Annotated in this window: 27 protein-coding genes; 22 read left to right on the top strand and 5 right to left on the bottom strand. The window is 72.6% G+C overall.

What is annotated here, in order from left to right:
• Positions 1 to 7: 7 nt before the first annotated feature.
• From AC27IY_RS13215 to AC27IY_RS13160, 12 genes are all read left to right on the top strand, one after another.
• Positions 8 to 1,471 (top strand): NAD(P)H-hydrate dehydratase, encoded by a 1,464-nt coding sequence (locus AC27IY_RS13215; RefSeq protein ID WP_487178141.1) that lies wholly within the window; start codon positions 8 to 10, stop codon positions 1,469 to 1,471.
• 59 nt (positions 1,472 to 1,530) lie between these two features.
• Complete coding sequence (gene alr, locus AC27IY_RS13210; protein WP_487178158.1) at positions 1,531 to 2,652, top strand: alanine racemase; 1,122 nt, start codon at positions 1,531 to 1,533, stop codon at positions 2,650 to 2,652.
• Positions 2,653 to 2,666: 14 nt separating this feature from the next.
• Positions 2,667 to 3,716 carry an alpha/beta fold hydrolase gene (locus AC27IY_RS13205; protein ID WP_449955878.1) on the top strand — a complete coding sequence of 350 codons (1,050 nt, stop codon included), beginning with the start codon at positions 2,667 to 2,669 and terminating at the stop codon, positions 3,714 to 3,716.
• 2 nt (positions 3,717 to 3,718) lie between these two features.
• Entirely contained in the window at positions 3,719 to 4,177 is a 459-nt protein-coding gene (tsaE, locus tag AC27IY_RS13200; protein ID WP_371251240.1) for a tRNA (adenosine(37)-N6)-threonylcarbamoyltransferase complex ATPase subunit type 1 TsaE, read from the top strand.
• 159 nt (positions 4,178 to 4,336) lie between these two features.
• Positions 4,337 to 4,999, top strand: coding sequence for a hypothetical protein (locus AC27IY_RS13195; RefSeq protein ID WP_423473904.1), 663 nt, complete (start codon positions 4,337 to 4,339; stop codon positions 4,997 to 4,999).
• A 3-nt stretch (positions 5,000 to 5,002) separates the two neighbouring features.
• Entirely contained in the window at positions 5,003 to 5,542 is a 540-nt protein-coding gene (locus AC27IY_RS13190; RefSeq protein WP_344216714.1) for a class F sortase, read from the top strand.
• The gene (locus AC27IY_RS13185) at positions 5,539 to 6,456 is read left to right on the top strand and encodes an aminoglycoside phosphotransferase family protein (RefSeq protein ID WP_487178140.1); all 918 of its coding nucleotides are present in this window, start codon (positions 5,539 to 5,541) and stop codon (positions 6,454 to 6,456) included. The genes AC27IY_RS13190 and AC27IY_RS13185 overlap by 4 nt, the downstream gene beginning before the upstream one ends.
• 48 nt (positions 6,457 to 6,504) lie before the next feature.
• The gene (tsaB, locus tag AC27IY_RS13180; protein ID WP_487178139.1) at positions 6,505 to 7,182 is read left to right on the top strand and encodes a tRNA (adenosine(37)-N6)-threonylcarbamoyltransferase complex dimerization subunit type 1 TsaB; all 678 of its coding nucleotides are present in this window, start codon (positions 6,505 to 6,507) and stop codon (positions 7,180 to 7,182) included.
• Between the two features lie 10 nt (positions 7,183 to 7,192).
• Complete coding sequence (gene rimI, locus AC27IY_RS13175) at positions 7,193 to 7,642, top strand: ribosomal protein S18-alanine N-acetyltransferase (RefSeq protein WP_344216720.1); 450 nt, start codon at positions 7,193 to 7,195, stop codon at positions 7,640 to 7,642.
• Positions 7,635 to 8,666, top strand: coding sequence for a tRNA (adenosine(37)-N6)-threonylcarbamoyltransferase complex transferase subunit TsaD (tsaD, locus tag AC27IY_RS13170; protein WP_329585447.1), 1,032 nt, complete (start codon positions 7,635 to 7,637; stop codon positions 8,664 to 8,666). Before rimI ends, tsaD begins: the two co-directional genes overlap by 8 nt.
• A gap of 17 nt (positions 8,667 to 8,683) precedes the next feature.
• The gene (locus AC27IY_RS13165; RefSeq protein WP_423443069.1) at positions 8,684 to 9,154 is read left to right on the top strand and encodes a GNAT family N-acetyltransferase; all 471 of its coding nucleotides are present in this window, start codon (positions 8,684 to 8,686) and stop codon (positions 9,152 to 9,154) included.
• Positions 9,067 to 9,309 (top strand): GNAT family N-acetyltransferase, encoded by a 243-nt coding sequence (locus AC27IY_RS13160; protein WP_487178138.1) that lies wholly within the window; start codon positions 9,067 to 9,069, stop codon positions 9,307 to 9,309. The genes AC27IY_RS13165 and AC27IY_RS13160 overlap by 88 nt, the downstream gene beginning before the upstream one ends.
• 36 nt (positions 9,310 to 9,345) lie before the next feature.
• Here the strand turns inward: AC27IY_RS13160 and AC27IY_RS13155 are convergent, their stop codons facing one another.
• The 3 genes from AC27IY_RS13155 to AC27IY_RS13145 all read right to left on the bottom strand — a co-directional run bounded on the left by AC27IY_RS13155 (position 9,346) and on the right by AC27IY_RS13145 (position 13,371).
• Positions 9,346 to 11,406: an apolipoprotein A1/A4/E domain-containing protein gene (locus AC27IY_RS13155; protein WP_487178137.1), complete on the bottom strand. Its 2,061-nt coding sequence runs from the start codon at positions 11,404 to 11,406 to the stop codon at positions 9,346 to 9,348.
• A gap of 193 nt (positions 11,407 to 11,599) precedes the next feature.
• Positions 11,600 to 12,775 (bottom strand): THUMP-like domain-containing protein, encoded by a 1,176-nt coding sequence (locus AC27IY_RS13150; RefSeq protein WP_487178136.1) that lies wholly within the window; start codon positions 12,773 to 12,775, stop codon positions 11,600 to 11,602.
• Positions 12,776 to 12,786: 11 nt separating this feature from the next.
• Complete coding sequence (locus tag AC27IY_RS13145; protein WP_487178135.1) at positions 12,787 to 13,371, bottom strand: MarR family winged helix-turn-helix transcriptional regulator; 585 nt, start codon at positions 13,369 to 13,371, stop codon at positions 12,787 to 12,789.
• Between the two features lie 90 nt (positions 13,372 to 13,461).
• Between AC27IY_RS13145 and AC27IY_RS13140 the strand changes: the two genes are divergently transcribed.
• The 5 genes from AC27IY_RS13140 to AC27IY_RS13120 all read left to right on the top strand — a co-directional run bounded on the left by AC27IY_RS13140 (position 13,462) and on the right by AC27IY_RS13120 (position 18,344).
• Positions 13,462 to 14,316, top strand: a complete 855-nt coding sequence (locus AC27IY_RS13140) for an NAD-dependent epimerase/dehydratase family protein (protein WP_487178134.1) — start codon at positions 13,462 to 13,464, stop codon at positions 14,314 to 14,316.
• A gap of 198 nt (positions 14,317 to 14,514) precedes the next feature.
• Positions 14,515 to 14,826, top strand: coding sequence for a co-chaperone GroES (gene groES, locus AC27IY_RS13135; RefSeq protein ID WP_020542252.1), 312 nt, complete (start codon positions 14,515 to 14,517; stop codon positions 14,824 to 14,826).
• Positions 14,827 to 14,895: 69 nt separating this feature from the next.
• Positions 14,896 to 16,515 (top strand): chaperonin GroEL, encoded by a 1,620-nt coding sequence (groL, locus tag AC27IY_RS13130; RefSeq protein WP_344216733.1) that lies wholly within the window; start codon positions 14,896 to 14,898, stop codon positions 16,513 to 16,515.
• A gap of 322 nt (positions 16,516 to 16,837) precedes the next feature.
• Positions 16,838 to 17,518, top strand: a complete 681-nt coding sequence (locus AC27IY_RS13125; protein WP_487178133.1) for a DUF7711 family protein — start codon at positions 16,838 to 16,840, stop codon at positions 17,516 to 17,518.
• Between the two features lie 190 nt (positions 17,519 to 17,708).
• Complete coding sequence (locus AC27IY_RS13120) at positions 17,709 to 18,344, top strand: sigma-70 family RNA polymerase sigma factor (protein WP_329592664.1); 636 nt, start codon at positions 17,709 to 17,711, stop codon at positions 18,342 to 18,344.
• A 259-nt stretch (positions 18,345 to 18,603) separates the two neighbouring features.
• Here AC27IY_RS13120 and AC27IY_RS13115 read toward each other — a convergent pair whose 3' ends face one another.
• Both AC27IY_RS13115 and AC27IY_RS13110 read right to left on the bottom strand, forming a co-directional pair.
• Complete coding sequence (locus AC27IY_RS13115; protein WP_329585425.1) at positions 18,604 to 18,981, bottom strand: DUF5319 domain-containing protein; 378 nt, start codon at positions 18,979 to 18,981, stop codon at positions 18,604 to 18,606.
• Between the two features lie 126 nt (positions 18,982 to 19,107).
• The gene (locus AC27IY_RS13110; RefSeq protein ID WP_487178132.1) at positions 19,108 to 20,118 is read right to left on the bottom strand and encodes a helix-turn-helix transcriptional regulator; all 1,011 of its coding nucleotides are present in this window, start codon (positions 20,116 to 20,118) and stop codon (positions 19,108 to 19,110) included.
• A gap of 483 nt (positions 20,119 to 20,601) precedes the next feature.
• Here AC27IY_RS13110 and guaB point away from each other — a divergent pair, with 483 nt between their 5' ends.
• From guaB to AC27IY_RS13085, 5 genes are all read left to right on the top strand, one after another.
• Entirely contained in the window at positions 20,602 to 22,083 is a 1,482-nt protein-coding gene (guaB, locus tag AC27IY_RS13105) for an IMP dehydrogenase (RefSeq protein ID WP_344216740.1), read from the top strand.
• Between the two features lie 4 nt (positions 22,084 to 22,087).
• Positions 22,088 to 23,209, top strand: coding sequence for a GuaB3 family IMP dehydrogenase-related protein (locus tag AC27IY_RS13100; protein ID WP_344216742.1), 1,122 nt, complete (start codon positions 22,088 to 22,090; stop codon positions 23,207 to 23,209).
• A 112-nt stretch (positions 23,210 to 23,321) separates the two neighbouring features.
• A complete protein-coding gene (locus tag AC27IY_RS13095) occupies positions 23,322 to 23,906 on the top strand; it encodes a TetR/AcrR family transcriptional regulator (RefSeq protein ID WP_449955914.1) in 585 nt (194 codons plus the stop codon).
• Positions 23,903 to 24,724 carry an alpha/beta fold hydrolase gene (locus tag AC27IY_RS13090; protein ID WP_487178131.1) on the top strand — a complete coding sequence of 274 codons (822 nt, stop codon included), beginning with the start codon at positions 23,903 to 23,905 and terminating at the stop codon, positions 24,722 to 24,724. Before AC27IY_RS13095 ends, AC27IY_RS13090 begins: the two co-directional genes overlap by 4 nt.
• Positions 24,725 to 24,748: 24 nt before the next feature.
• Positions 24,749 to 25,546, top strand: coding sequence for a phosphotransferase family protein (locus tag AC27IY_RS13085; RefSeq protein ID WP_487178130.1), 798 nt, complete (start codon positions 24,749 to 24,751; stop codon positions 25,544 to 25,546).

Raw genomic sequence — 25,546 nt, 5'->3', positions numbered from 1 at the left:
TCGGATCATGCGCACCGCCTACACCGCCGACCAGATCCGCGCCGCCGAGCACGTCCTCATGGCCGGGCTGCCGCCCGGCACGCTCATGCAGCGGGCCGCCGCCGGGCTCGCCGCCGCCTGCGCGGGGCTGCTCGGCCGCGTGTACGGCAGCCGGGTCGTGCTGCTCGTCGGCAGCGGCGACAACGGCGGCGACGCGCTGTACGCGGGCGAGCGGCTGGCGCGGCGCGGGGCGCGGGTGGAGGCGATCCTCGCCGGGTCGAAGACGCACGAGGAGGGGCTGGCCGCGCTGCTGCGGGCCGGCGGGCGGGCAGCCGGGCCCTCAGCTGGGCCGGACGCGCTGACGCGGGCCGACCTCGTCATGGACGGGCTGGTCGGGATCGGGGCGTCGGGGGCGTTGCGGGAGCCGTACGCGGCGCTGGCCGAGCAGGCGAACGCGGCCCGCGCCCCCGTCGTCGCCGTGGACGTGCCGAGCGGCGTGGACGCGAGCACCGGCCGGGTCGAGGGGGCGGCCGTGCGCGCCCAGGTGACCGTGACCATGGGCGCGATCAAGACCGGGCTGCTGGTCGATCCGGGAGCCGGGTACGCCGGCCGGGTCGAGCTGGTGGACATCGGGCTCGGCCCCTGCCTGCCCGACCCCGACGTGGCCGCGCTCACCGGCGGCGACGTGGACGACCTGCTGCCGCGCCCCGGCAACGAGTCCGACAAATACCGCAGGGGAGTGCTCGGCGTGCTGGCCGGCAGCGACCTCTACACCGGCGCGGCCGTGCTGGCCGTCGGCGGGGCGCTGCGCGCCGGGGCCGGGATGGTCCGCTACGCCGGGCCGGCCGAGCCCGTGGCGCAGGTGCGCGCCGCCTGGCCGGAGGCCGTGATCACCACCCTCGACCGGCCGACCATCGAGGACGTCGGCAGGGTGCAGGCGTGGGTGCTCGGGCCGGGCCTCGGCACCGGCGACTGGGCGCACGAGCTGGCCGCCCAGGTGCTCGCCACCGGTCTGCCGGTGCTCGTGGACGCCGACGGGCTGACCGTGGTCGCGCGGGACCGCTCGCTGCTGCGCCGCGCCGCCCCCACGCTGATCACCCCGCACGCCGGCGAGCTGGCCAGGCTGATCGGGGCCGAGCGTGCGGACATCGAGGCGGCACGGCTGGAGCACGCCCGCGCGGCGGCGGCGGAGCTGGGCGTGACCGTGCTGCTCAAGGGCTCGACCACGGTCGTGGCCGAGGAGTCCAGGCCGGTCCGGGTCAACCCGACCGGCACCTCCTGGCTGGCCACCGGCGGCACCGGCGACGTGCTGTCGGGCGTGGCGGGCTCGCTGCTGGCCCAGGGGCTCGGGGCGTACGACGCGGGGGCGTGCGCGGCCTATCTGCACGGGCTGGCCGGCCGGCTGGCCGCCGACGGCGCTCCGCTGGCCGCCGCGGACGTCACCACGGCCGTTCCCGCCGCCATCCGGGCGGTGACGGCCGGGGGCGCCTGAGGTGAAAAACGCGCTCGACCACGCCCGTGAGCTGCCACACTGGGAGGATGTACTCCTCGATGGCCACGCCCGCGGAGGCACGCGTCGACCTGGCCGCCATCAGGCACAACGTCGCCCTGCTCAAGGAGCGCACGGGCGCCGAGCTGATGGGCGCCGTCAAGGCCGACGCCTACGGGCACGGCCTGGTCCCCTGTTCGCGCGCGGTGCTGGAGGGCGGCGCGAGCCGCCTCGGCGTCGCGTTCGTCAGGGAGGCGCTGGAGCTGCGCGCGGGCGGCGTGACCGCGCCCGTCCTCGCCTGGCTCATCACCCCGGGCGAGCCGCTCGACGAGGCACTGACGCACGACGTCGAGCTGTCGGCCGCCGACGTGCGGCTGCTCGACGAGATCGCCGCCGCCGCGCGCCGCACCGGCCGCACCGCCCGGCTGCACCTGGAGGCCGACACCGGCATGAGCAGGGGCGGCGCTCCGCTGGCCGCCTGGCCGGGGCTGCTGGCCAGGGCGCTGGAGCTGCAGGCCGAGGGGATCGTCGAGATCGTCGGCCTGTGGTCGCACTTCGCCTGCGCCGACATCCCCGGCCATCCGTCCGTGCACCAGCAGCTGGAGGCCTACCAGACGGCGCTGAAGCTCGCCGAGCAGGCGGGCGCGGCCGGCTCCCACGTGATCAGGCACCTCGCCAACTCCGCCGGCGCGCTCACGCTGCCCGAGGCCCGCTACGACCTGGTCCGGCCGGGCATCGCGATGTACGGCCTCAGCCCGATCCCCGAGCAGGGCGGCTTCGGCCTGCGCCCGGCGATGACCCTGGTGGCGCAGGCCGCGCTGGTCAAGCGCGTCCCGCAGGACTCCGGGGTCTCCTACGGCCACCTCTACACCACCGAACGCGAGACCCACCTGGCGCTCGTCCCTCTCGGCTACGCCGACGGCATACTCCGGCACGCCACGGGAAGAGCCGAGGTGCTCGCGGGCGGGCGGCGCAGGCGGGTCGCGGGCCGCGTGTGCATGGACCAGTTCATGATCGACCTAGGTGACGACCTGCTGGCCGCCGGCGACGAGGTGGTGCTGTTCGGCCCGGGCGACGGGGGCGAGCCGACCGCTCAGGAGTGGGCCGATACCCTCGGCACGATCACGCATGAGATCGTGACCAGGATCGGCTCGCGGGTCCCGCGGGTCCATACGGGCGCTTGAGAAGGATCGGGGAGATGACGACGACAACACGCCGCAGGTTCGGGATCGCCGGCGCGCTCGTCGGCGCGGCGTCGGCGGGGGTCGCGGCGGCGGCCATGGCCAAGCGCTACGCGGTCGGCCGGATCAGGCTCCGCCCCGACACCGAGGCCAGCGAGCCGTTCGGCGAGCTGCGGGGCAGGGAGCGCACGCACATCACCTCCGACGGCGTGGCGCTGCACGTCGAGCTCGACGGCCCTGACGACGCGCCGCTGACCATCGTGTTCTGCCACGGCTACTGCCTCAGCCTGGAGTCCTGGCACTACCAGCGCAAGGACCTGCGCGAGAACTACCGGCTGGTGCTGTGGGACCAGCGCTCCCACGGCCGTTCGCAGCGCGCCCAGGCCGACGAGAGCATGATCGACCGGCTGGGCGACGACCTGGCCGAGGTGATCGAGGAGTTCGTGCCCGGCCCGTGCGTGCTGGTCGGCCACTCCATGGGCGGCATGACGATCATGGCGCTGGCCGACCGCCACCCCGGCCTGTTCGGCGACAAGATCCGCGCCGTGGCGCTGCTCGCGACCTCGGCGGGCAAGCTGGCGGAGCTGACGCTGGGCCTGCCGGCCATGCTGTCCAAGGTCGTCCACAAGGTCGCGCCGGGCACGGTGTCCATGCTGGGCAAGCGCGGCGCGCTCATCGACCGCACCCGCAGCGCCGGCAGCGACATCGCCTTCCTCATCACCCGCTACATGGGCTTCGGCGACGCGAAGAACGTCAGCCCCACCGTCGTCGACTTCGCCGAGTCGATGATCAGGGCCACCCCCACCGAGGTCTTCGCCGACTTCTACCCGGCCCTGATGAACCACGACAAACTGGCCGCGCTGGACGTGCTCGACGCCGTGCCCACCGCGATCCTCGTGGGCGACGGCGACTGGCTCACCCCGCCCGACCACAGCAAGGCCATCGCGGCCGCGCTGCCCAAGGCCCAGCTGACCGAGGTGCCCGACACCTCGCACCTGATCCAGCTCGAACGTCCCGGCGTGGTCAACGACGCGCTGCGCGACCTGGCCAAGAGGGTGGAGCTGTAGCGATGAGAGCAGCGACCGCCGAGGCCATGCGGGCGTTCGGCGCCCGGCTGGCGGCCCACCTGCGGGCCGGCGACCTGATCGTGCTGTCCGGGCCGCTCGGCGCGGGCAAGACCACGCTGGTGCAGGGCATCGCGGAAGGGCTCAAAGTACGCGGCCCGATCACCTCGCCCACGTTCGTCATCGCCCGGGTGCACCCCTCGCTGCGTCAGGGGCCGCCGCTCGTGCACGCCGACGCCTACCGGCTGGGCGGCGACCTGGAGGTCGACGACCTCGACCTCGACGCCTCGCTGGAGGAGTCGGTCACCGTCGTCGAGTGGGGCGAAGGGCTGGTCGAGGGCCTGGCCGACGACCGGCTGGAGATCCACATCGACAGGGAGGCGGGCGACGAGGCCCGCGTGCTCACCGTGCGCGGCGTCGGGCCCCGTTGGGCCGACACGCCGATTGATCGGCTCGAAGGGTAAAACGCCGGTCACGTCCTGGCAAAACTGGCACCCTTGACGTACCCGGCCGAAGACATGATCGTTGGCAGGGATTCGCCCAGAATTTCTGGGTATCAGGGAGGGCGACATCCACGATTCGGGTGGATGCTGGTGGCAGGACGGCAAAGTGGGGTGCGGCCGGTGCTCAGGGTCAGGCGTGTCGCGTACGCGGGAGCTCTCGTCATCGTAGGTCTGACCGGCTGCACAGCCTCGGCCGAGACCGAACCCACGGCAACCCCGACGGCCACGGCGTCGGGCACGCCCTTAACCAGCGCCACCGGCACCCCCGCGCCCACGGGCACCCGGCCCAGGATCCAGGTCCAGCTCAACCCCGACCGGGTCACCGCGGGCCAGACCAACACCGTGTGGATCCTCGCCAACTGCCCCGTCCCCACCGGCGGTCCGGCGCACACCGGCACCGCCACGTCCCGGGCGTTCGTCAGCGGCGCCACGCTCAACCCCGTGCCCTCCGGCGCCAGCTCCCCGACCCCCACCGGCTCGGCGGCCGGCTCGCCCTGGGTGCGCGGCTCCGCGCAGGTCTCAGGAACGGTCCCGCGCGGCACCTACACCGTCAGCGTCAAGTGCGACGGCACCAACGACGCCGGCAGCGCGCGGCTGCGCGTCGTGGCCGGCGAGGCGCTGCCCACCCACGTCCCGACCCGGGCGCCCCGCGCGGGCGGCGGCGGCACGTACGCCAAGGACGTGGACGAGGGCTCCTCCATCCCCTTCGGCCCGGCGGGCGTGCTGCTCGGCCTCGCCCTCGCGGGTGGCATCGGCTGGGCGGTCAAGCGGCGCAAGGGGTAGACGATGGCACGACCTGGACGGGTCGTCGTCGCGGGGGTCGTCACGGGGCTGGTGCTGTTCGCCTTCGGCAAGGGCGCTCAACAGGAGGCGTCCACGCCCGCCGCGAACGTCGTGCCCGAGAGCCTCGACATCCCCTCGATCGACCTGGAGGCCCCGCTCATGAAGCTGGGCCTCGCCAAGAACGGCGACGTCGAGCTGCCGCCGTACGAGAAGCCCAAGACCGCCGGCTGGTACGAAGGCAGCGCCGTGCCCGGCGAGAAGGGCGCCTCGGTCATCATCGGCCATGTCGACACCAAGACCGCCCCCGCCGTGTTCTACAAGCTCAGGGACCTGCGCAAGGGCCAGACCGTGAAGGTGCGGCGCAGCGACGGCAAGACGGTGACGTACAAGGTCGACTCGATCGAGCAGGTGCACAAGGACAGCTTCCCCACCAGGCGGGTCTACCTGGAGGACGGGCTGAGGCTGGTCACCTGCGGCGGCGAGTTCGATCGCGCGCGTGGCGAGTACCTCGACAACGTCATCGTCTACGCTTCCCGTGCATGAGCCATCCTCCTGCCGTCGGCGGCAGCCGGGTGCCCTGGTCGCGGGTGCCTGAAGAGGTCCGCGCCGCGGTCGAGGAGTTCCTCGCCGGGCGCGTGGTCGAGGCGCGCACCCAGGAGGGCGGGTTCTCGCCCGCGGCCGCCGTACGGCTGCGCACCGAGCACGGCCGGCGGGCCTTCGTCAAGACCGTCGGGCCCGAGCCCAACCCCGACACCCCGCCCATCTACCGCGCCGAGCTCAGGATCGCCGCGGCCCTGCCGGAGTCGGCGCCCGTGCCCCGGCTGCTGACCGGGTTCGAGCTGGCCGGCTGGGTGACGCTGGTCTTCGAGGACGTCGAGGGCGAGCACCCCGAGCTGCCCTGGAGACGCGACCAGCTCGACCGGGTGCTTGAGGCGCTCGCGCGGATGTCGCGGGCGCTGACCCCCTCGCCCGTCGCCGACGCGCCGACGGTCGCCGAGGTCTTCGGCGACTCCTTCCACGGCTGGCGCAGGCTGACCGGTGAGGACACCGCCGGCCTCGACCCGTGGGCGCTGCGCCACCTCGGCGAGCTGGCCGAGCTGGAGGCCGGCTGGGAGGAGGCCGCGGCCGGCGACAGCCTCGCGCACGGCGACCTGCGCGCCGACAACATCCTGCTGGCCGGCGAGCGCGTCTTCGTCGTGGACTGGCCCTGGGCCTGCCGGGCGGCGCCCTGGTTCGACCTGTTGTGCATGCTGCCGTCCGTCGGGATGCAGGGCGGGCCGCCGCCGTGGGAGCTGTTCGCCGACGCCGAGCCCGCCGTGGTCGCGGCGGTGGCCGGATATCTGGCCAGGCAGTCGCGGCAGCCGCCACCGCCGGGGCTGGCGACGGTACGGGAGTTCCAGCGGGCGCAGGGCGTGGTCGCGCTGGAGTGGCTGCGGCGGCGTACGGGCTGGGACTGACGGCGTAACGGGCGGGTGCGCGGTCCGCTGCGGGTAGGCTAATCAGTCGTGCTGGTCCTGGCTTTCGATACCGCGACACCCGCCGTCACCGCCGCGCTCCACGACGGCGAGCGGGTGCTCGCCGAGCACACGACGATCGACGCGCGGCGCCACGGCGAACTGCTCGCCCCCACCATCGAGCTCGTGCTGGCCGAGGCCCGCGTGACGCTCCGCGACGTGACCGCCGTCGTCGCCGGCAGCGGCCCCGGCCCCTACACCGGGCTGCGCGTCGGTCTCATGACCGCGCAGGGGCTCGCGACCACGCTCGGCGTGCCCGCGTACGGCGTCTGCACGCTCGACGCGCTCGCCTACGGCAGCGGCCTGACCGAGCCGTTCCTCGCCGCCACCGACGCACGGCGCAAGGAGGTCTTCTGGGCCCGCTACGCCGACCTGCGCACCCGGCTCGGCGGACCGGCCGTCGACCGGCCCGCCGACGTCCCCGCCGACGGGCTGCCGGTCATCGGCGCCGGCGCCGACCTCTACCGCGACGTGCTGGAGGGCAAGGGCCACGAGGCGCCGCCCTACCCGTACGCCGGATCGCTGGCCGCCCTCGCCGTCGAACGGCTGGCCGCCGGCGCCCCGCTCGACCCGGCGCGCCCCATCTACCTGCGCCGCCCCGACGCCGTCGTGCCCGGCGCCCCGAAGAAGGTGCTCGCGCCCGGCGAGAGCGGGCGGGCGACGGCGTGAGGCGGCCCACATGGTGACGCTGCGGCCCATGACCGGCGCCGACCTGCCGGCGGTCATGGCGATCGAGCGGGCCACGTTCCCGCTCGACGCCTGGAGCGAGGGCATGATGCGCGGCGAGCTGGACGACATGCCGCGCACCCGCCACTACGTGGTGGCCCTGGACGAGGACGAGATCGTCGGCTACGCCGGGCTCGCCGCCGCCTCCGACCAGGCCGACGTGCAGACCATCGCGGTGCTCGACAAGCACCAGGGGCGCGGCATCGGCAGCGCCCTGCTGACCGAACTGCTGGCCGAGGCCCGGCGCAGGGGAGCGCGCGAGATGTTCCTGGAGGTCCGCGCGGACAACCCGCGCGCCCAGGCGGTCTACCGGCGCTTCGAGTTCGAGGAGATCGGCACCCGCCGCCGCTACTACGACGACGGCACCGACGCGATCATGATGAGAAGGAAGCTGGATGGCTGACGAACCCCTGGTGCTCGGCATCGAGACGTCCTGCGACGAGACCGGCATCGGCATCGTCCGCGGCCACACGCTGCTGGCCAACACCATCGCCTCCAGCATGGACGAGCACGCCAGGTTCGGCGGCGTGGTGCCCGAGGTCGCCTCGCGCGCCCATCTGGAGGCCATGACGCCCACCGTGGAGGCGGCGCTGGCCGCGGCCGGGCTGCGCTTCACCGACATCGACGCCATCGCCGTCACCGCCGGGCCAGGACTCGCGGGGGCGCTGCTGGTCGGGGTGGCGGCGGCGAAGTCGTACGCGCTCGGGCTCGGCGTCCCCCTCTACGGCGTCAACCACCTGGCCGCGCACGTGGCCGTGGACGAGCTGGAGCACGGGCCGCTGCCCAAGCCGTGCATCGCCCTGCTGGTCTCCGGCGGGCACTCCTCGCTGCTGCTCGTGCCCGACGTGACCGGCGACGTCATCTCGCTCGGCTCGACCGTGGACGACGCGGCGGGGGAGGCGTTCGACAAGGTGGCGCGGGTGCTGGGGCTGCCGTTCCCCGGCGGGCCGCACATCGACCGGGCCGCCCGCGACGGCTCGGGCACCGCCGTCACGTTCCCGCGCGGCAAGATCGACGACGGCACGCTCGACTTCTCCTTCTCCGGGCTCAAGACCGCCGTGGCGCGGTGGGTGGAGGCGCGCGAGGCGGCGGGGCAGAGCGTGCACGTGCCCGACGTGGCCGCCTCCTTCCAGGAGGCCGTGGTCGACGTGCTCACCCGCAAGGCGCTGCAGGCGTGCCGCAAATACGGTGTCTCCGACCTGCTCATCGGCGGCGGCGTGGCGGCCAACTCGCGGCTGCGGGCGCTCGCCCAGGAGCGGTGCGACGCCGCCGGGGTGCGGCTGCGGGTGCCGCGACCGGGGCTCTGCACCGACAACGGGGCGATGGTGGCCGCGCTGGGCTCCGACCTGATCGCGGCCGGGGTCTCGCCGTCCAGCCTGCAGATCCCGGCCGACTCGTCCCTGCCGATCACCACCGTGCACGTCTGACCCTGACCCGGCCTTCGATGCGCATCGTCCCTCTGGTCGATCCAGAGCCGACGCCGTCCAGCCGGCGCCTGGCCTGGCTCGCCACCCTGCCGACCGGCGCTCCCGCCGGATCGGCGTTCCTGCGCCTGTACGTGAAGGCGGGCCAGGATCATCTGGCCGAGCTCGACCTGCACGTCCACCCCGCCGAGCAGCGCAAGGGCGTCGGTTCCCTCCTGCTGGACGCCGCGGTGGCGGCGGCCCGGCAGGAACGGCGGCGCAGCCTCACCGCGCAGGCGGAGCCCGGCTCACCGGCGGAGGCGTTCCTGGCCGCGCGCGGCCCGGGAAGCGCGGCGAAACGCTGCACACCGTCGCCGCCGTCGCGGAGCCGGACGGGTCCATCGCCGGCTTCACCGAGCTGGTCGTGCCGGGAGACGGCAAGGGCGACGCCCAGCACTACGGCACCGGCGTGCTGCCCGAGCATCGCGGGCACGGGCTCGCCCGCTGGATGAAGGCCGAGGCCATCCGGCAGGCACGCGAGCGCTACCCGGACCTTGAGGGCCTGCTGACCGACACGGCCGACAGCAACCGTCACATGCGCGCCGTGAACGACGCGCTCGGCTACCTGCCGACCCACAGGATGCTGACGTTGCAGCTCGACCTTTAGAGGCCCCGTGAACACGTCCGTGGTCACGGGGATGCCTCAGTCCTTGGTACGGGTGGGGCGGAGCAGGGCCTCGGCCAGGGCCAGCATGGTGTCCTCGAGCGCGCCCAGTCGCCTGGTGAGGTCGGCCGCGGCCGGCTCGACGATGCCGGTGACCGTACGGGCCAGCTCGTCGCGGTCGGGGCGCGAGCCCACCAGCTCGGTCAGCGCCTCGGCGGCGGCCGTCAGGCGGTCGGCCTGTTCGCCGGCCTGAGCGCCGAGCAGCTCCGGCAGCCCCAGGGACGCGGGCAGCCCGTCGACCCGGCGGCCGACCGCGTCGATGCGGCCGTCGATGGCGTCGAGGTGCCGGCCGGTCTGCCCGGCGCTGGCGGCCAGCCCGGTGAGGTGGGCGTCGAACCCGTCGAAGCGGCCGCCCAGGTGCTCCTCGGCCTCTCCCAGCCGCTCGTCGAGCGCGTCGAGCTGGGTGTCGAGCTTGTTGAAGCGGCCCTCGCTGCGGTTGGCGGTCTCGCCGATGCGCTGGTCGGCGGCGGCCACCCGGTCGTCGAGGGCCGTGAAGCGGGTGTCGAGTCGGGTGCCGAGCGCGTCGAAGCGGTCGTCGTGGCGGCTCAGGTGGCCGTCCACCGTGCCGAGGCGCTGGTCGAGCGCGCCGAGCTGGCCGTCCATGCGGGTGAGCCGCGTGTCGACACCGCCCATGCGGCCGTCGAGGCTGCCCATGCGGCCGTCGAGGCCGTCGAGGCGGGTGTCGATGTCGGCCAGGCACTCGTCGGTCGACTCCAGCCGCCCGTCGAACCCGGTGAGCCGGGTGTCCAGACCGGCCAGCCGGCCCTCGACCCGGCCGAGCCGGGCGTCCACGCCGGCGAGGCGGTCGGTCAGGCGCTGCTCGCTCTCGCCGAGCTGCACGGCCAGGTGCTGGTCGGTCTCGTCGAGGCGGGTCGTGAGGCGCTGCTCGATCGCGGCGAGGTGGCCGTCGAGGCGTTCGTCGGTCTCCCGCAGGCGGACGGTCACCCGCGCGTCGGTCTCCTCCAGGCGTGCGGTCAGCCGCCTGCCGGTCTCCTCGACGCCGGCGGCGGTCTCGTCGAGCTTGGCGCTGAGCCGCTGGTCGGTCTCGTCGAGCCGGGTGGACAGGCTGCGGTCGGTCTCCTCCAGGCGGACGGTGAGGGCGCGGTCGGTCTCCTCCAGACGTGTGGAGAGGGCGCGGTCGGTCTCGTCCAGGCGGGCGGTGAGGTTGCGCTCGGTGTCGCCGAGGCGGGCGGACAGGTTGCGGTCGGTCTCCTCCAGGCGGGCCGTCAGCCGCTGGTCCGTCTCCTTGAGGCGGGTGGTGAGGCGCTGGTCGGTGGCGTCGAGGCGGGCGGTGAGCTGCTTGCCGGTCTCCTCCAGGCGGGCCGCGCCGTCGTCGAGGCGCGCGGTGAGGCGCTGCTCGACGGCCTCGACCTGGACGGAGAGCCGCTCGGCCGTGCCGGCCAGCCGGTCGTTGACGCCCTCGGACAGCTCGCCGACGACCGCCTCGACCTGCTCGGTGCGGGAGCTCAGCTCGGCCACCGACCTGTCGAGCCTGGTGAAGCGGCCCGCCGCGGCCTCCATGCCGGCGTGAAGGTTGGCCAGCATGCCGGCGAAGTCGGACATCCCCTTGGTGATGCCGTCGGTGGTCTCCAGCACGGACTGCAGGCGCTTGAGCGCCTCATCGACGTTCTCGCCCACGGTGCCGAGATCGGCCCAGAGGCTCGGCAGCTCGGACACCGGGGCGACGCGGGCGTCCACGTGGCCCACCCGGTCGCCGACGGCGTCCACGTGGTCGCGTACGGCCTCGACGTGCTGTGCCAGCCCCTCCGCCCACATCGGCGGCTTGGCGGAGATGTCCTCCAGCCGCCCGTTGACCGACTCCAGAGCGCCGCTGAGGCCGCCCAGCTCGCGCTCGCGCACCTCCCGCAGCAGCCACTCCATGCCTTCGAGCCGCTGGCGGATCTCGTCGAGGACGGCCCCCTGCGTGCGCTGCTCGTAGACGTGGTCCTGTGACGCGCGGTTGAGCAGGTCTCGCATCCTCTCGGAGACGTTGGTGTAGCCCCCTGCCGTGAGAAGGGTCGTGTGGTTGGAATTGTCCACCGAAAGGCTCCTTCGCTCGCCGGCGGTCTGTTGCGCAGCGGTGGGATAGGTCCGGTTTGCACGTGAAATGGCGAGAACGCGACAACCGCATCAGGGGGAGAACTCCCGCCCGCCAACCTTAGCCCCTCGATCAAGGTCCGGAAGCGCCGAATGGAAAGATCGTGGTTGGCGAGAGATCGACCGTTATCCGTGGTCAGGCACTCGGGGAGGTGTCGCAGATAAACGCATATGGGCGTTCCATAATGCGAGTCAGGATGATTACCGCTGACTTTTCCCCATTAAGTCGCAGGTCGGCCCGGAGCCGTTCGATGTCGAGAGCCGAGCCGCGCTTCTTGATGGTGACATTTCCGATTTGTCGCTCACGCAGCGCCGCCCGGAGTTTCTTCAGCGAGAACGTCATCACCTCGTCCACGGCGTAACGCGCGGCCCACGGGGTGTCGATCGGCTCGTCGGCGGCGATGTAGGCGATCTGCTGGTCGAGCAGCCGCCCGCCGACCAGGCCGGCCACCTCGCGCACCAGGTGCGCCCTGATCGCGGCGCCGTTGGGCTCGTAGACGTAGCGGCCCAGCGCGCCGACCGGCGCCAGGCTCTCGGGGCCGGTGGCGGCCAGCGTGTGCCCGCCGGGCAGCAGGGTGGCGCGGCGCATCGAGCGGCCGCCGGGGCCGGTCCAGATGGCCGCCTCCTTGACCTCCCCCTTGTACGAGACCCACTCGGCCTCGGCGGACTCGGGGATGTAGGAGTAGGGGATGCCCGGGGCGACCTTGACGCAGGCGCGGTCCGCCCGCGCCACCAGGTCGAGCACCGTCGGCCACGGCGGAGAGTACGCCAGAGGGTCGAACGTGCGGCCCCGCCCCGTCCGCCTGGCCGGGTCGGCGAAGAGCGCGTCGTAGTCCTCGGGCCGCACCGCCCCCGCGTTGCCCACGACCACGCTCACCCGGTCGGCGACGCCCAGCGCCTCGGCGTTCGCCCTGGCCACGGCGACGGTCAGCGGGTCGATGTCCACGGCGGTCACGGTGCAGCCCGCCCGCGCCAGGGCGAGGAGGTCGCCGCCGACGCCGCAGCAGACGTCGACCACGCGCGCTCCTGCGAGGCGGCGGGCGCGGTGCTCGGCCACCTCCTTGCGGGTGGACTGCTCCAGGCCGTGCGGGGTGAAGAACATCACCTCGGCGTCCTCGCCGAACTTCGCCCGCGCCCGCTCGCGGAGCGCCGCCTGGGTGAGCGCGGCCGAGGTGAGCGCGGCGTCGTACGTGCGGCGCAGCCTCGTGGCGGCGGCGACGGGATCGGCCCCCGTGGCGGTCAGCTCCACGGCCTCGGCGAGCGCCTGCCGGCCGCGGGAGGTCAGGAGCTGTCGGAAGGCGTCGAGGTCCACGTTGCCCGACGTTATCGCGTCGCGGAACCCCTCGTGACGCCGCTCGTGACGGTCTCCGTAGTGGTCGCGGCGGCGTCCCCGGCGGCGCACGAGACGGCTGGGGTGTCGCCCAGGGACAGCAGGAGCTTGCGGAGCAGGGCGGCCAGGGCGTCCTGGTCGTCCCCGGAGAGCCCGGACAGCAGCCGGGCCTCGTTGGCCGCGTGCCGTTCGAGCACGTCGTCCGCCACCCGCCGGCCCTCTTCGGTCAGCCCGACGAACGTCATCCGCCGGTTGCCCGGGGCCGGCCACCGATCGACGAGCCCGCGGTCGAGCAGGTGGTCGATGCGGTTGGTGAGCGCGCCGGGGCTCACCATGGCGGCGGCCGAGAGGTCCTTCATGCACATGCGGACGTCCTCGGCGCGCCGGAGCGTGGCGAGCACGTCGAACTCCCACGCCTCCAGCCCGTGCTCGGCCAGGAACTCCCTGGCGGCGCGGTCCAGCAGCCGGGAGGCGCGCGTGACCCTGCCGATCACGCCCGTGGGGGACACGTCGACGCCGGGCCGCGCCCGCGCCCACTGGCCGATGATCTCGTCGACCGCGTCGATCGCCTCGTCCATGCGCTCGATCCTACGACATTGAAATGTTCGACGCCTGGCGCTATCTTCGGCGTGGAAGACTTCAATGTCGAACTTTTTGAGGTGAGAGTGATGCGAGTTCTGGTGATCGGCGCGACCGGTTACATCGGGGCGGCCGTCGTGGAGCGGCTGGTCGAGGGGGGCCACGAGGTGATCGCGTACGTACGCCCGTCGGCCGACGGCGCGAGGCGGGTGCCGGCGGCGGCCGGCGAGCGGTACGGCGACCTGTCGGACCCTGCCGCGCTGCAGGCGGCACTGGAGCCGGGTGTCGAGGTCGTCGTGCACGCCGGGCAGCTCACCGGCGACCGTGAGACCGACCTCGCCGTCGCGGGTGTCCCGGCCGCCGCGGGGGCGCGGATGGTGTACCTGAGCGGCGTGTGGGTGCTCGGCGCGGTCGACGGGGGCGACGAGGACAGCCCGGCCCGGCCGATTCCGCTCGTGGCGTACCGGGACGAGGTGGAGCGGGTGGTGCTCGGCGGCGGCGGCTCCGTCGTGCGGCCGGGCGTGGTGCACGGCCGGGGCTCCGGCATCCCCGCGCTCCTTCGCGGCCTGGCCGCCGAGCGCGGCACCGGCGTGTACGTCTCGGCCGACGGCACGGCGCCCACCTGGACGTTCGTGCACGTGGACGACCTCGCCGAGCTCGTCGCGGCGGTCGTGGAGCGGGGCGGGGCGGCGGTCTACCACGGCGTGAGCGAGGAGGCCGTGCCGCTCACGGAGGTGGCCGAGGCCGCGGCCCGCGCGGCCGGCGTCAAGGAGGTCGCCGAGCCCTGGCCGCTGGAGGAGGCCGCGAAGGCGCTCGGGGCCGGATTCGCCGAGGCCCTGGCCCTCGGCCAGCGGGTCGGCGCGCCGCGCACCCGCCGCGAGCTCGGCTGGACCCCGACCCGGCCGGGGATCGTGGCCGAGCTCACCGAGGGCTCGTACGCCTGATCGACACCCGTTGTTCCGATCGCTGTCAGCAGACGCGGACGCGTTCGTGTTGACTGTCAAGGCCCTCTTGCATATGTTTCCTGTTGGCACTCTCCCCTTGAGAGTGCCAACGTGCGACGAGGCAGGTCTGACACCCGCGACGGCAGGCCCAGCTGGTCGCCTCTTCTGATCATTCACATCTGAAGGGGAGGTCCGATCGTGACGACCGCCACCAAGGTTCCCGTTAAGCCGCTCGGCGACCGCATTGTGGTTCAGCCGCTTGAGGCCGAGCAGACCACGGCTTCCGGCCTGGTCATCCCTGACACCGCCAAGGAGAAGCCGCAGGAGGGCCGAGTCCTCGCGGTGGGTCCGGGCAACTGGGACGAGGACGGCGAGAAGCGGATTCCGCTCGACGTCTCCGAGGGCGACATCGTCCTCTACAGCAAGTACGGCGGCACCGAGGTCAAGTACAACGGCGAGGAGTACCTCGTGCTCTCCGCCCGCGACGTTCTCGCGATCATCGAGAAGTAGGCCGGATGCGTCGAGCCCCGGGCGCTTTAGGGCGGCCGGGGCTTTCGACGCCAGGAGAGGACTTTCAGCATGGCGAAGATCCTGGAGTTCGACGAGAACGCGCGGCGCGCCCTGGAGCGCGGCGTCAACGCCCTCGCGGACGCCGTGAAGGTTACCCTCGGCCCGCGGGGCCGCAACGTCGTCATCGACAAGAAGTTCGGTGCGCCGACGATCACGAACGACGGCGTGACCATCGCTCGTGAGATCGAGCTGGAGGAGCGCTACGAGAACCTCGGCGCCCAGCTCGCCAAGGAAGTGGCCACCAAGACCAACGACATCGCGGGTGACGGCACCACCACCGCGACCGTCCTGGCCCAGGCCATGGTCCGCGAGGGCCTGCGCAACGTCGCCGCCGGCGCCTCGCCGCTGTCGCTGAAGCGCGGCATCGACAAGGCCGCCAAGGCGGTCAGCGACAAGCTGCTCTCGGTGGCCCGCGAGGTCGGCGACAAGAACGAGATCGCCAACGTCGCCACCATCTCCGCCCAGGACGCCAAGATCGGCGAGCTGATCGCCGAGGCGTTCGACAAGGTGGGCAAGGACGGTGTCCTCACCGTCGAAGAGTCCAACGCCATGGGCATGGAGCTCGAGTTCACCGAGGGCATGCAGTTCGACAAGGGTTACCTGTCGGCCTACATGGTGACCGACCCCGAGCGCATGGAGGCCGTCCTCGAGGACGCCTACATCCTGCTCACCCAGGGCAAGGTCTCCTCCATCGCGGACTTCCTGCCGCTGCTGGAGAAGATCGCCCAGACCAAGAAGCCGCTGCTCGTGGTCGCCGAGGACGTCGAGGGCGAGGCCCTGGCCGTCCTGGTCACCAACAAGATCCGCGGCACGTTCACCTCCGTCGCCGTCAAGGCCCCCGGCTTCGGCGACCGCCGCAAGGCGATGCTGCAGGACATGGCCATCCTCACCGGCGGCCAGGTCGTCAGCGAGGAGGTCGGCCTCAAGCTGGAGCACGTCGGCCTGGAGGTGCTCGGCACCGCCCGCCGCGTCGTGGTGACCAAGGACACCACGACCATCGTCGACGGCGCCGGTGACGCGCAGGCCATCGAGGACCGCGTCAAGGAGATCAAGCTCGCCATCGAGCAGTCCGACTCCGACTGGGACCGCGAGAAGCTGCAGGAGCGCCTGGCCAAGCTCGCCGGCGGCGTGTGCGTGCTGCGCGTCGGCGCGGCCACCGAGGTCGAGCTCAAGGAGAAGAAGCACCGCCTTGAGGACGCGATCTCCGCCACCCGCGCGGCGATCGAGGAGGGCATCGTCTCCGGCGGTGGCTCCGCGCTCATCCACGTCGGCAAGGAGCTCGACGACCTCGGCCTGAGCGGCGACGAGGCCACGGGCGTCGGCATCGTCCGCCGTTCGCTGGTCGAGCCGGCCCGCTGGATCGCCGAGAACGCCGGCCTCGAGGGCTACGTCGTCACGCACAAGATCGCCGAGCTGTCCGCGGGTCACGGCCTCAACGCCGCCACCGGCGAATACGGCGACCTCATCGGCCAGGGCGTCATCGACCCGGTCAAGGTCACCCGCTCGGCCGTCCAGAACGCCGCCTCGATCGCGGGCATGCTGCTCACCACCGAGGCGCTCGTCGTGGACAAGCCCGAGGAGGAGGCTCCGGCCGCCGGCCAGGGCCACGGTCACGGCCACGGCCACTGATCGGCCCTTCTTTCCGCTTCACCTGTCACGGCCCGCGTCCCGCTGCCGCCTTCGGGCGGAGGGGGAGGCGGGCCGCGGCGGTTTTCAGGGGCTCCGGTGTCCCAGCGGCTTTCGCGTCTCAGGGGCCTCGCGTCTCGGGCTTTCGGGGCTCCGGGACACTAGTTCGCGTCTCGGGGCCCTCGTGTCTCCCGGCCCTCGCGTACTGGGGTCTTCGCGTCTCCGGGCCCTCGTGTCTCGGGGTCTTCGTGTCTCGGGGTCTTCGCGCCTCCGGGGAGGGCCCGGGCTCGGCGGGTGCGTACGCTGGGCGGCGGGAGGTGGCGGGATGCAGTACCGGCGGGCGGTGCAGCGGCTGCGGCGGCTCGCCGAGACGTGCGACCAGACGCGCCGGGTGGCGGCGGCGGAGCCGTTCCTGCGGGCGGCGTACGTCTTCGGGGGGCTGCTGGAGGGAGCCGACCCGGTGGACGCCCTTGAGGTGGTCCTCGTGCTGAACCTGCCGCCCGAGGAGGTGACCTGGGGCTCCCAGCCGCCCGGCACGGCCTGGCTCGTGGACTTCCTGGAGTTGGACAAGGGCGGGATCGTCTACTGGTGGCGCTCCCGGAGGGACCCGGTGTGGAACCACCACATCAGGGAGCCGGTGCGGTTCTGGTCCGTGGAGGAGGGGACGGACCAGGACGTGCTCGACGCCCTCCGCGACCGCCGCACCGCCCTGCTGCGGCGCGAGAGCCCGGGCAGCGCCCAGGACGTACGGGCGCGCACCGCCGAGGAGCGGGAGGCCGCGCTCGAACACCTGCGTGAGGTGCACCGCTCCTACTGGGACCGCAAGTGGCGCCGTGACCACCGCGGCATCGGCCGCTACCCCGAGCACCATCTGTGGGAGGCCGTCGAGGGCTACCTGGAGCTCCTGGACCTCGGCGGCGAGGACGCCGACGGCGGCGACGAGTCTCGTCAGGGGCCGGGGGTGGAGTTACGTTCGGTTGGGGAAGTGTCGGAAAAGGTGGACTAATGGCGTAAACCGGCAGTGCGTGATAAGCGTCGGTCTCTGACAATTGTCGCGCATTTCGGCTTATCAGGTGAAACATTATGCCAGCCTAAAGGCTTAGTGTGATCAGTCGATTACTCCCCGTTATCGTCGCGTCAATGTGACCAATCCGTAGCCGTTCGCCATGACGACAGGCCGGATCAGTGAGGGCATCATGCCTATCGTGAGCGAGGGAAGCGTCGCCGACGCCAAAATTGGGGTAAGGCTCGCGTCGAGACTTCCGGCACGGACGGATGACTCCGACCTAAGGGAACTGACGAGCCTCGCCGTACAGGGGGATCGCAGCGCGATCGAATCCCTGCTCGGCGAGTTGCGTCCGATGGTGGTGCGCTATTGCCGCGCCAGGCTGGGCAGGGTTTCTGGGCAATATCACATTGCCGATGACGTGGCCCAGGAGGTCTGCATCGCGGTGTTGTCCGCGTTGCCGCGATACCGCGACATGGGGCGGCCGTTCGCCTCGTTCGTCTTCGGGATCGCCTCGCACAAGGTGGCCGACGCGCTGCGGAGCTCGGTGCGCTCCGCCGTGCCGACCCAGGACCTGCCGGACGGGCCGGACGAGGGCCCGGGGCCGGAGGAGACCGTGGTCCGCTACATCGAGGTCGAGCACGCCCGCCGGCTGCTCGCCCGGCTGCCCGAGAACCAGCGCGAGCTGCTGCTGCTGCGGGTGGTCTCCGGGCTGTCCGCCGAGGAGACCGGTAATGTACTCGGTATGTCACCAGGTGCCGTCCGCGTCGCCCAGCATCGGGCGCTGACCAGGCTGCGGCAGATGGCGGAGCTGGAGTCCGCTTGACGCCGGAGCACGAGACCGACGCGCTGTTCGATGTGCTCGGTCGTGGAGAGCTGCCCGGCCTCGGCTCGGGTCACGCCGGCGACCCCGCGGTGCGCCTGCTGGCCGCGCTGGTCGGTGACGTTCTCGACAGGGACGTTCCGGATCGGGACGGGCTGGGCGGGCTCTGTGCCCTGGGAGGACGGCCTCGGCTGTCCGAGGTCGGTGACGCGGGCCGGGGCCGCTCCTCAGAGTCTTCCGACGGTTCGCCTGATGATCTCGGTCAGCGACGCTCCTCCGTGTCGATGACGCCGTCGACGTAGCCCCTGGCGTATTCCCAGGTCACGTAGTCGGCGGGGTCGGGGTGGAAGGCCGGCTCATGCACCTGCGGCTGGCCTTTCTCGATCATCTGCCGGAGGTTGCCGCGCAGCAGCTCCCAGTCGAAGTAGTGCTGCTCACCGCATTCCGGGCAGTCGAGCACGAGACCCAGCACCCCCTGCGGTTCGAGCAGGGAGCGGAAGACCTCGACGTCGGCGAGGTCGGTGATGGCCTCGTCACGCTCGGCCGCGGTCAGTGGCTCCGCGTCGTCGAGCGCGCCCATCGCCGAGGAAGGGTCGTTCGGGTCGTCCGCGAACGGGTCGCGGGGGACGTCTTCCAGCACCTTCCCACCATATGACCGATGCGGCCCGCGCGGTGAGTATCTGACACCGGCGGTGAGTGTCCCGCACCGGTGACGGCCTTGATCCGGTCGTCCCACGGGCCGCGCGGAACGGGCCCCCGCCCCTGGTCAGCTCAGCCAGCCGCGCCTGGTCGCCTCGACACCCGCGTGGAAGCGCGTCTGGGTGCCCAGCTCGGACATGGCGTCGGCGAAGCGGGCGCGTACGGTGCGGACCGAGACGCCGAGCTGGCGGGCGATGGAGTCGTCGCACATGCCCTGGGCGGCCAGGCGCAGCACCTGCACCATCCCCTCGCCCTTGCGGCCCCAGGGGAGCGGCACCGCCCGTCCCCACAGCTCGTCGAACAGCGCGCGCAGCACGCCGACGACCACGGGGGTGCGGACCAGGTAGAAGTTGTAGGCGTGGTCAGGCAGGTTGCCGCCCCAGAACGGCGGCAGGCCCGCGACCTCCGCCCCGGCCGTCATGAACCAGCTCGGCACCCTGCGCAGGGTGCGCACCTGGCCGCCGGTCTCGATGAGCTCGGTGAGCTGGGCGCGGACGCCGGGCAGTGCGAGCGTGTCCACGGGAATGACCGCGTATACCGTAAGCAGTTTTCGTTTTTGCGCATCAATCCAGAGATCCGCAAATTTGCGAACAAAGTCAGTCATAGTGCGCTCATCGGGGATCGCCGTCACCAATTCCATCCCCGGCGACTGCACCGCGATGCCGACGACGCTTTCGTAGAACACGTCCGCGCCGTTCGCGAGTTCGACCGTGAAGGATCCGCTCTGGTAGTCGCGGCCGGCGTCGTAATCGCGGATGAGGCCGCGGATCGAGCCGAAGGCGGAGTCGATCATCCGGCTCTCCTCGGCGAGCCGGTCGAGGCGCTGGGCGATCACCCGGCCGAGCGCGGCGGCGGGGTGCCGGGCGAAGTACTCCCCGGAGTGCTCGTCCACGACCCCGAGTTTGACCAGATCGTCGAGCTGGCGGCCGACCTTCTCCACGGGGTCGTCCATCGCCTGGGCGATGTCGGTGCGGGTGGCCCTGTGCAGGCGCAGGATCGCCGTGTAGAGCGCGCGCTGGGCCGCGTCCAGGCCCAGCGTCTCCAGCGGATCTGTCCGGGTGCGGGACTCGTTGCGCATGGTGTGCGGCTCCGTAGGGGGAACACGGGCGTGCCGTGAGAATAACGCCGCTTGACGCCCTTGTCCGCTTCTTGCGACGACTGGCGGTTCCTCCGCGTCCACCGGTACGCCCGTCGTGCAGCTTCGTGCAACTGCACGTTTGGACATTGCGGCGCTGCCGGTGCGTAACGCAGGATTCACATAGCGTCGGCATCTCGTCAGAGTGCGGCAGCGCAGCCCATCAGGACGCGGAGGGGGGTTCGGTGGTGCGTGGCGCCGCGGCATTGGGTTGCCGGTGGCCGGGGGATGGGACGGATCACCGACCGTCCCATCCCCCGGCACTTTTTGTTGCGGTGGATGCCGGGAGTACGACGGACCGTGGGGGTCATCGTCCTCCCGGCATTCGCATGTCCGGCGGGCGCGATGTGCGAGGTCGGCGGTGCGCGTTTGGCGGCAGGCCATAGACTGAGGCCCATCAACGGGAACGGCAGAGGGGGCCGCAGCATGTCCAAGTTCACCGAGACAGGACTGACCTTCGACGACGTGCTGCTGGTGCCAGCCTATTCAGACCTGCAGCCGGGCGAGGCCGACACGACCTCCCGCCTGTCGCGCGGCATCACGTTGTCCATCCCGCTCGTCTCGGCGGCCATGGACACCGTGACCGAGGCCCGCATGGCGGTCGCCATGGCCCGGCAGGGCGGCATCGGCATCCTGCACCGCAACCTCGCGGTCGAGGAGCAGGCGCAGCAGGTCGACCTGGTCAAACGGTCCGAGGCCGGCATGGTGACCAACCCCGTCACCTGCAGCCCCGACGACACGCTGGCCGACGTGGAGCGGCTCTGCGCGACCTACCGCATCTCGGGCGTGCCCGTGACGGACGTGTCGGGCGCGCTCGTGGGCATCGTCACCAACCGCGACATGCGCTTCGAGACCGACCAGTCGCGCCCGGTGCGCGAGGTCATGACGAAGATGCCGCTGGTCACCGCCCCGGTCGGGGTGTCGAGGGACGACGCGTTCGCCCTGCTGCGGCAGAACAAGATCGAGAAGCTGCCGCTGGTCGACCCGGACGGCCGGCTGCGCGGCCTGATCACGGTGAAGGACTTCACCAAGAGCGAGCAGTACCCGCTGTCCACCAAGGACGCCGACGGCCGGCTGCTCGTGGGCGCGGCCGTGGGCGTCGGCGGCGACGCCGAGCTGCGCGCCAAGGCGCTCATCGAGGCCGGGGTCGACGTCATCGTCGTGGACGTGGCCCACGGCCACTCCAGGGGCCTGGCCGACATGATCGCCAAGGTCAAGGCCAACAGCAAGGTCCAGGTCATCGGCGGCAACATCGCCACCAGGGCGGGCGCCCAGATGCTGGTCGACGCGGGCGCCGACGCGGTCAAGGTCGGGGTGGGCCCCGGCTCGATCTGCACCACCCGGGTGGTGGCCGGGGTGGGCGCGCCGCAGGTCACGGCCATCTACGAGGCGTCCAAGGCCGCCGCTCCCGCGGGCGTGCCGGTCATCGGCGACGGCGGTCTCCAATACTCCGGCGACATCGTCAAGGCCATCGCGGCCGGCGCCGACACGGTCATGCTGGGCTCGCTGCTGGCCGGCTGCGAGGAGTCGCCCGGCGAGCTGATCTTCATCAACGGCAAGCAGTTCAAGTCGTACCGGGGCATGGGGTCGCTGGGCGCGGTGCGCAACCGCGAGCGCGGCGGCACCTCCTTCAGCAAGGACCGCTACGCCCAGGGCGACATCAGCGGCGAGGACAAGTTCATCCCCGAGGGCATCGAGGGCCAGGTGCCCTACCGCGGCCCGGTGGCGGCCGTCGCGCACCAGCTGGTCGGCGGGCTGCGCCAGGGCATGTGGTACGCGGGATGCCGCACGATCGAGCAGATGCACACCGACTGTGAGCTCATGCCGATCACCGCGGCGGGCCTCAAGGAGAGCCACCCCCACGACATCCAGATGACCGTGGAAGCTCCGAACTATCACAGAAGGTAAGTTCATGACTCAGCAGGTGGAGATCGGCCGGGGGAAGACCGGGCGGCGGGCGTACGCGCTGGACGAGATCGGTCTGGTGCCCTCGCGGCGGACCCGCGACCCGGAGGAGGTCTCGATCGCCTGGCAGATCGACGCCTACCGGTTCGAGCTGCCCGTTGTCGTCGCGCCCATGGACAGCGTCGTGTCGCCGGCCACCGCCATCGAGATCGGGCGGCTCGGCGGCCTGGCCCCGCTCGACCTCGAAGGGCTCTGGACGCGCTACGAGGACCCGCAGCCGCTGCTGGAGGAGTGCGCGGCACTCGACGCCGAGGCGGCCACCAGGCGGCTGCAGGAGATCTACGCGGCGCCGATCAAGGAGGAGCTGATCGGCCGGCGCATCGAGGAGATCCGCGCCTCCGGGGTCACCACGGCGGTCCGGCTGTCGCCGCAGCGCACGGTCCAATACCACAAGGCCGTGATCGACGCGGGCGTCGACATCTTCGTCATCCGCGGCACCACCGTCTCGGCCGAGCACGTCTCGGGGCGCGCCGAGCCGCTCAACCTCAAGCAGTTCATCTACGAGCTGGACGTCCCGGTCATCGTGGGCGGCTGCGCCACCTACACCGCGGCCCTGCACCTCATGCGCACGGGCGCGGCCGGGGTGCTGGTCGGCTTCGGCGGCGGCGCCTCGCACACCACCCGCAACGTGCTGGGCGTGGCGGTGCCGATGGCCACGGCGATCTCCGACGTGGCGGCGGCGCGGCGCGACTACATGGACGAGTCGGGCGGCCGTTACGTCCACGTCATCGCCGACGGCGGCATGGGCACCTCCGGTGACATCGCCAAGGCCATCGCCTGCGGAGCCGACGCCGTCATGGTGGGCTCGCCGCTGGCCCGCGCGGCCGAGGCGCCCGGCCGGGGCTTCCACTGGGGCTCCGAGGCGCACCACCCCGACCTGCCCAGGGGGCGGCGGGTCGAGTTCGGCACCGTGGGGACGCTGGAGCAGATCCTGCACGGGCCCTCCAGCGTGGCCGACGGCTCGATGAACCTGATGGGCGCGCTCAAGCGCACGATGGCCTCCACGGGCTACTCCGACATCAAGGAGTTCCAGCGGGTCGAGGTCGTCGTCTCGCCGGTCCAGCGCTGACGGTCCCGCGACCGAAACGGCCCGCCCCCCGATCATCGGGAGGCGGGCCGTTTTTCACGCGTGTGCTAACCTAGTGCTCCTAGGTAAGAAGCTAGAGGCACTAGGAGGACGGGTGGCGCGAGCGGGGCTGACGGCCGAGCGCATCACGCGGGCGGCGGCCGACCTGGCCGACGAGGTCGGCTTCGACAACGTCACGGTGTCGGCGCTGGCCCGGCACTTCGGCGTCAAGGACGCGAGCCTCTACTCGCACGTCAAGAACCTGCGCGACCTGCGCACCAGGGTGGCGGTGCTCGCCGCCGGCGAGATGGTGGACCTCATCGCGGCGGCCGTGGCCGGGCGGTCGGGCAAGGACGCGCTGGCCGCGTTCGCGGGCGCCTACCGCTCGTACGCCCTGCGCCACCCCGGCCGCTACGCCGCCACGCAGAGCAAGGTGGACCTCGCGCAGGTCGCCGACCTGGGGCCGTTCCTGCGCACCGGCGAGCTGACGTACGGGATGCTGCGCGCCTACGACCTGGCCGAGCCCGACCTCACCGACGCGGTGCGGCTGCTGCGCAGCACCTTCCACGGCTACACCAGCCTGGAGGCCGTGGGCGGCTTCCAGCACTCCCGGGACGTGGACGCGTCCTGGGACCGGGCCATCGAGGCCCTGCACGTGACGCTGACGCACTGGCCCAGGGCGAACGAGGAGGAACGATGAAGACCGGCACGCTGCGCGTCCCCGGCGCCGAGCTGTTCCACGAGGTACGCGGCGCGGGCCCGATGCTGCTGCTGGTGCCGGGCGGGGGCGGCGACGCGGGCACCTTCGACGGCATCGCCGACGTGCTCGCCCGCGACTTCACCGTGGTCGCCGCCGACCCGCGCGGCTACTCCCGCAGCCGGCTCGACAGCCTCGAGCCCGTGGACCAGCGGGTGGAGACGCAGAGCGAGGACTGCGCCCGGCTCATCGACCACCTGGGCGGCGGCAGCGCGTACGTCTTCGGCGGCAGCGACGGCGCGATCGTCGTGCTCGACCTGCTCGCCCGCCATCCCGGACGGGTGCGGCGGGCCGTGGTCCACGAGCCGCCGTGCGTGGCGGTGCTGCCGGACGCCGCCGAGCAGCTGGGGTTCTTCGGCAAGGTGTACGAGATCTACCGGGCCGAGGGGCTGGCCGCGGCGGGGGCGTACATGAGCGAGGGCATCGGCGGCACGCTCAGGCCGCTGCCGGACCCGGCGACGCTGTCGCCCCGGGCCGCCGAGCGGGTGGTGAGGACGGTGGCGAACATGCCGCGGTTCATGGAGCACGAGCTGCGGCAGTTCACGGCGTACGAGCCCGACCTGGAGGCGCTGGCGGCCGTCGCCGACCGGCTGGTCCTGGCGGCGGGGCGGGAGACGCGGGGGCATCTGCCGTACCGGCCGGCGGCGGAGCTGGCCCGGCGGCTCGGGCGCGAGCTGACCGAGTTCCCCGGCGGGCACGGCGGCTACACCGAGGCGCCCGAGGAGTTCGCCGAGCTGCTGGCGCGGGCGCTGCGGGGCTGAGCCGCCTGCCGTAGCATGCGCGGGATGGCCGATCTTCAGCACACCCACGAGGTGGCGTTCGACGGCGACGTCGTGACCAAACGCTACCGCGCCGGCGGTCCGGGCTCGGCCGAGCGGGAGTGGCGGGCGCTCACCCTGCTGGCCGAGCACGCGCCGGGGCTCGCGCCTGAGCCGATCGCGTTCGAGGCGGGCGTGGTGCGGATGAGCCGCCTCGACGGGGAGCCGCTGCGCGGGCTGCCCGTGACCGACGAGCACCTGACGGCCCTGGCGGGGGCGCTGGCCATGCTGCACGCCGCCGTTCCCCTGCCGGTGCTGCTTGACGTGCCCGTGCGGCCGTGGCAGCGCGAGGCGGTCCGCGACTGGCTGCGCGGGCAGGGAGCGCGGTGGCGCGCCCGCGACCCGCTCGCCGACCGGGCCGTGCGCGAAGGGCTGCGCTGGCTGGACGGGTGGCGGCCGGACGGGAGCGGGGTGCGGCCGGTGTTCGGGGGCGGTGACGGCAACCTGGCCAACTTCCTGTGGGACGGCGGCCGGGTGCGGGTCGTCGACTTCGAGGACTCGGGGCGGAGCGATCTGGCGTACGAGCTGGCGGAGCTGGCCGAGCACGTGTCCATGTGGGTGGACGGCCCCACGGACGTCGGGGTGGATCTCGTCGCCAGGTTCGGACTGAGCGCGGAGGAGGAGCGGCGGCTGCGCGAGTGCCGCAGGGCGCAGGCGCTGGTCTGGCTCTTCCTGCTCGCGCAGGACGACCCGGACAAGCCGCGCAACCCGCCCGGCACCTTCCGGCGCCAGGCGGAACGGGTGCTGGCCCGCCTGGACGGTTGA

This window comes from Nonomuraea sp. B208, from assembly GCF_057536035.1.
Note: the sequence above shows the minus strand (reverse complement) of the source record. Positions and strands in the feature narration are given on the sequence as shown.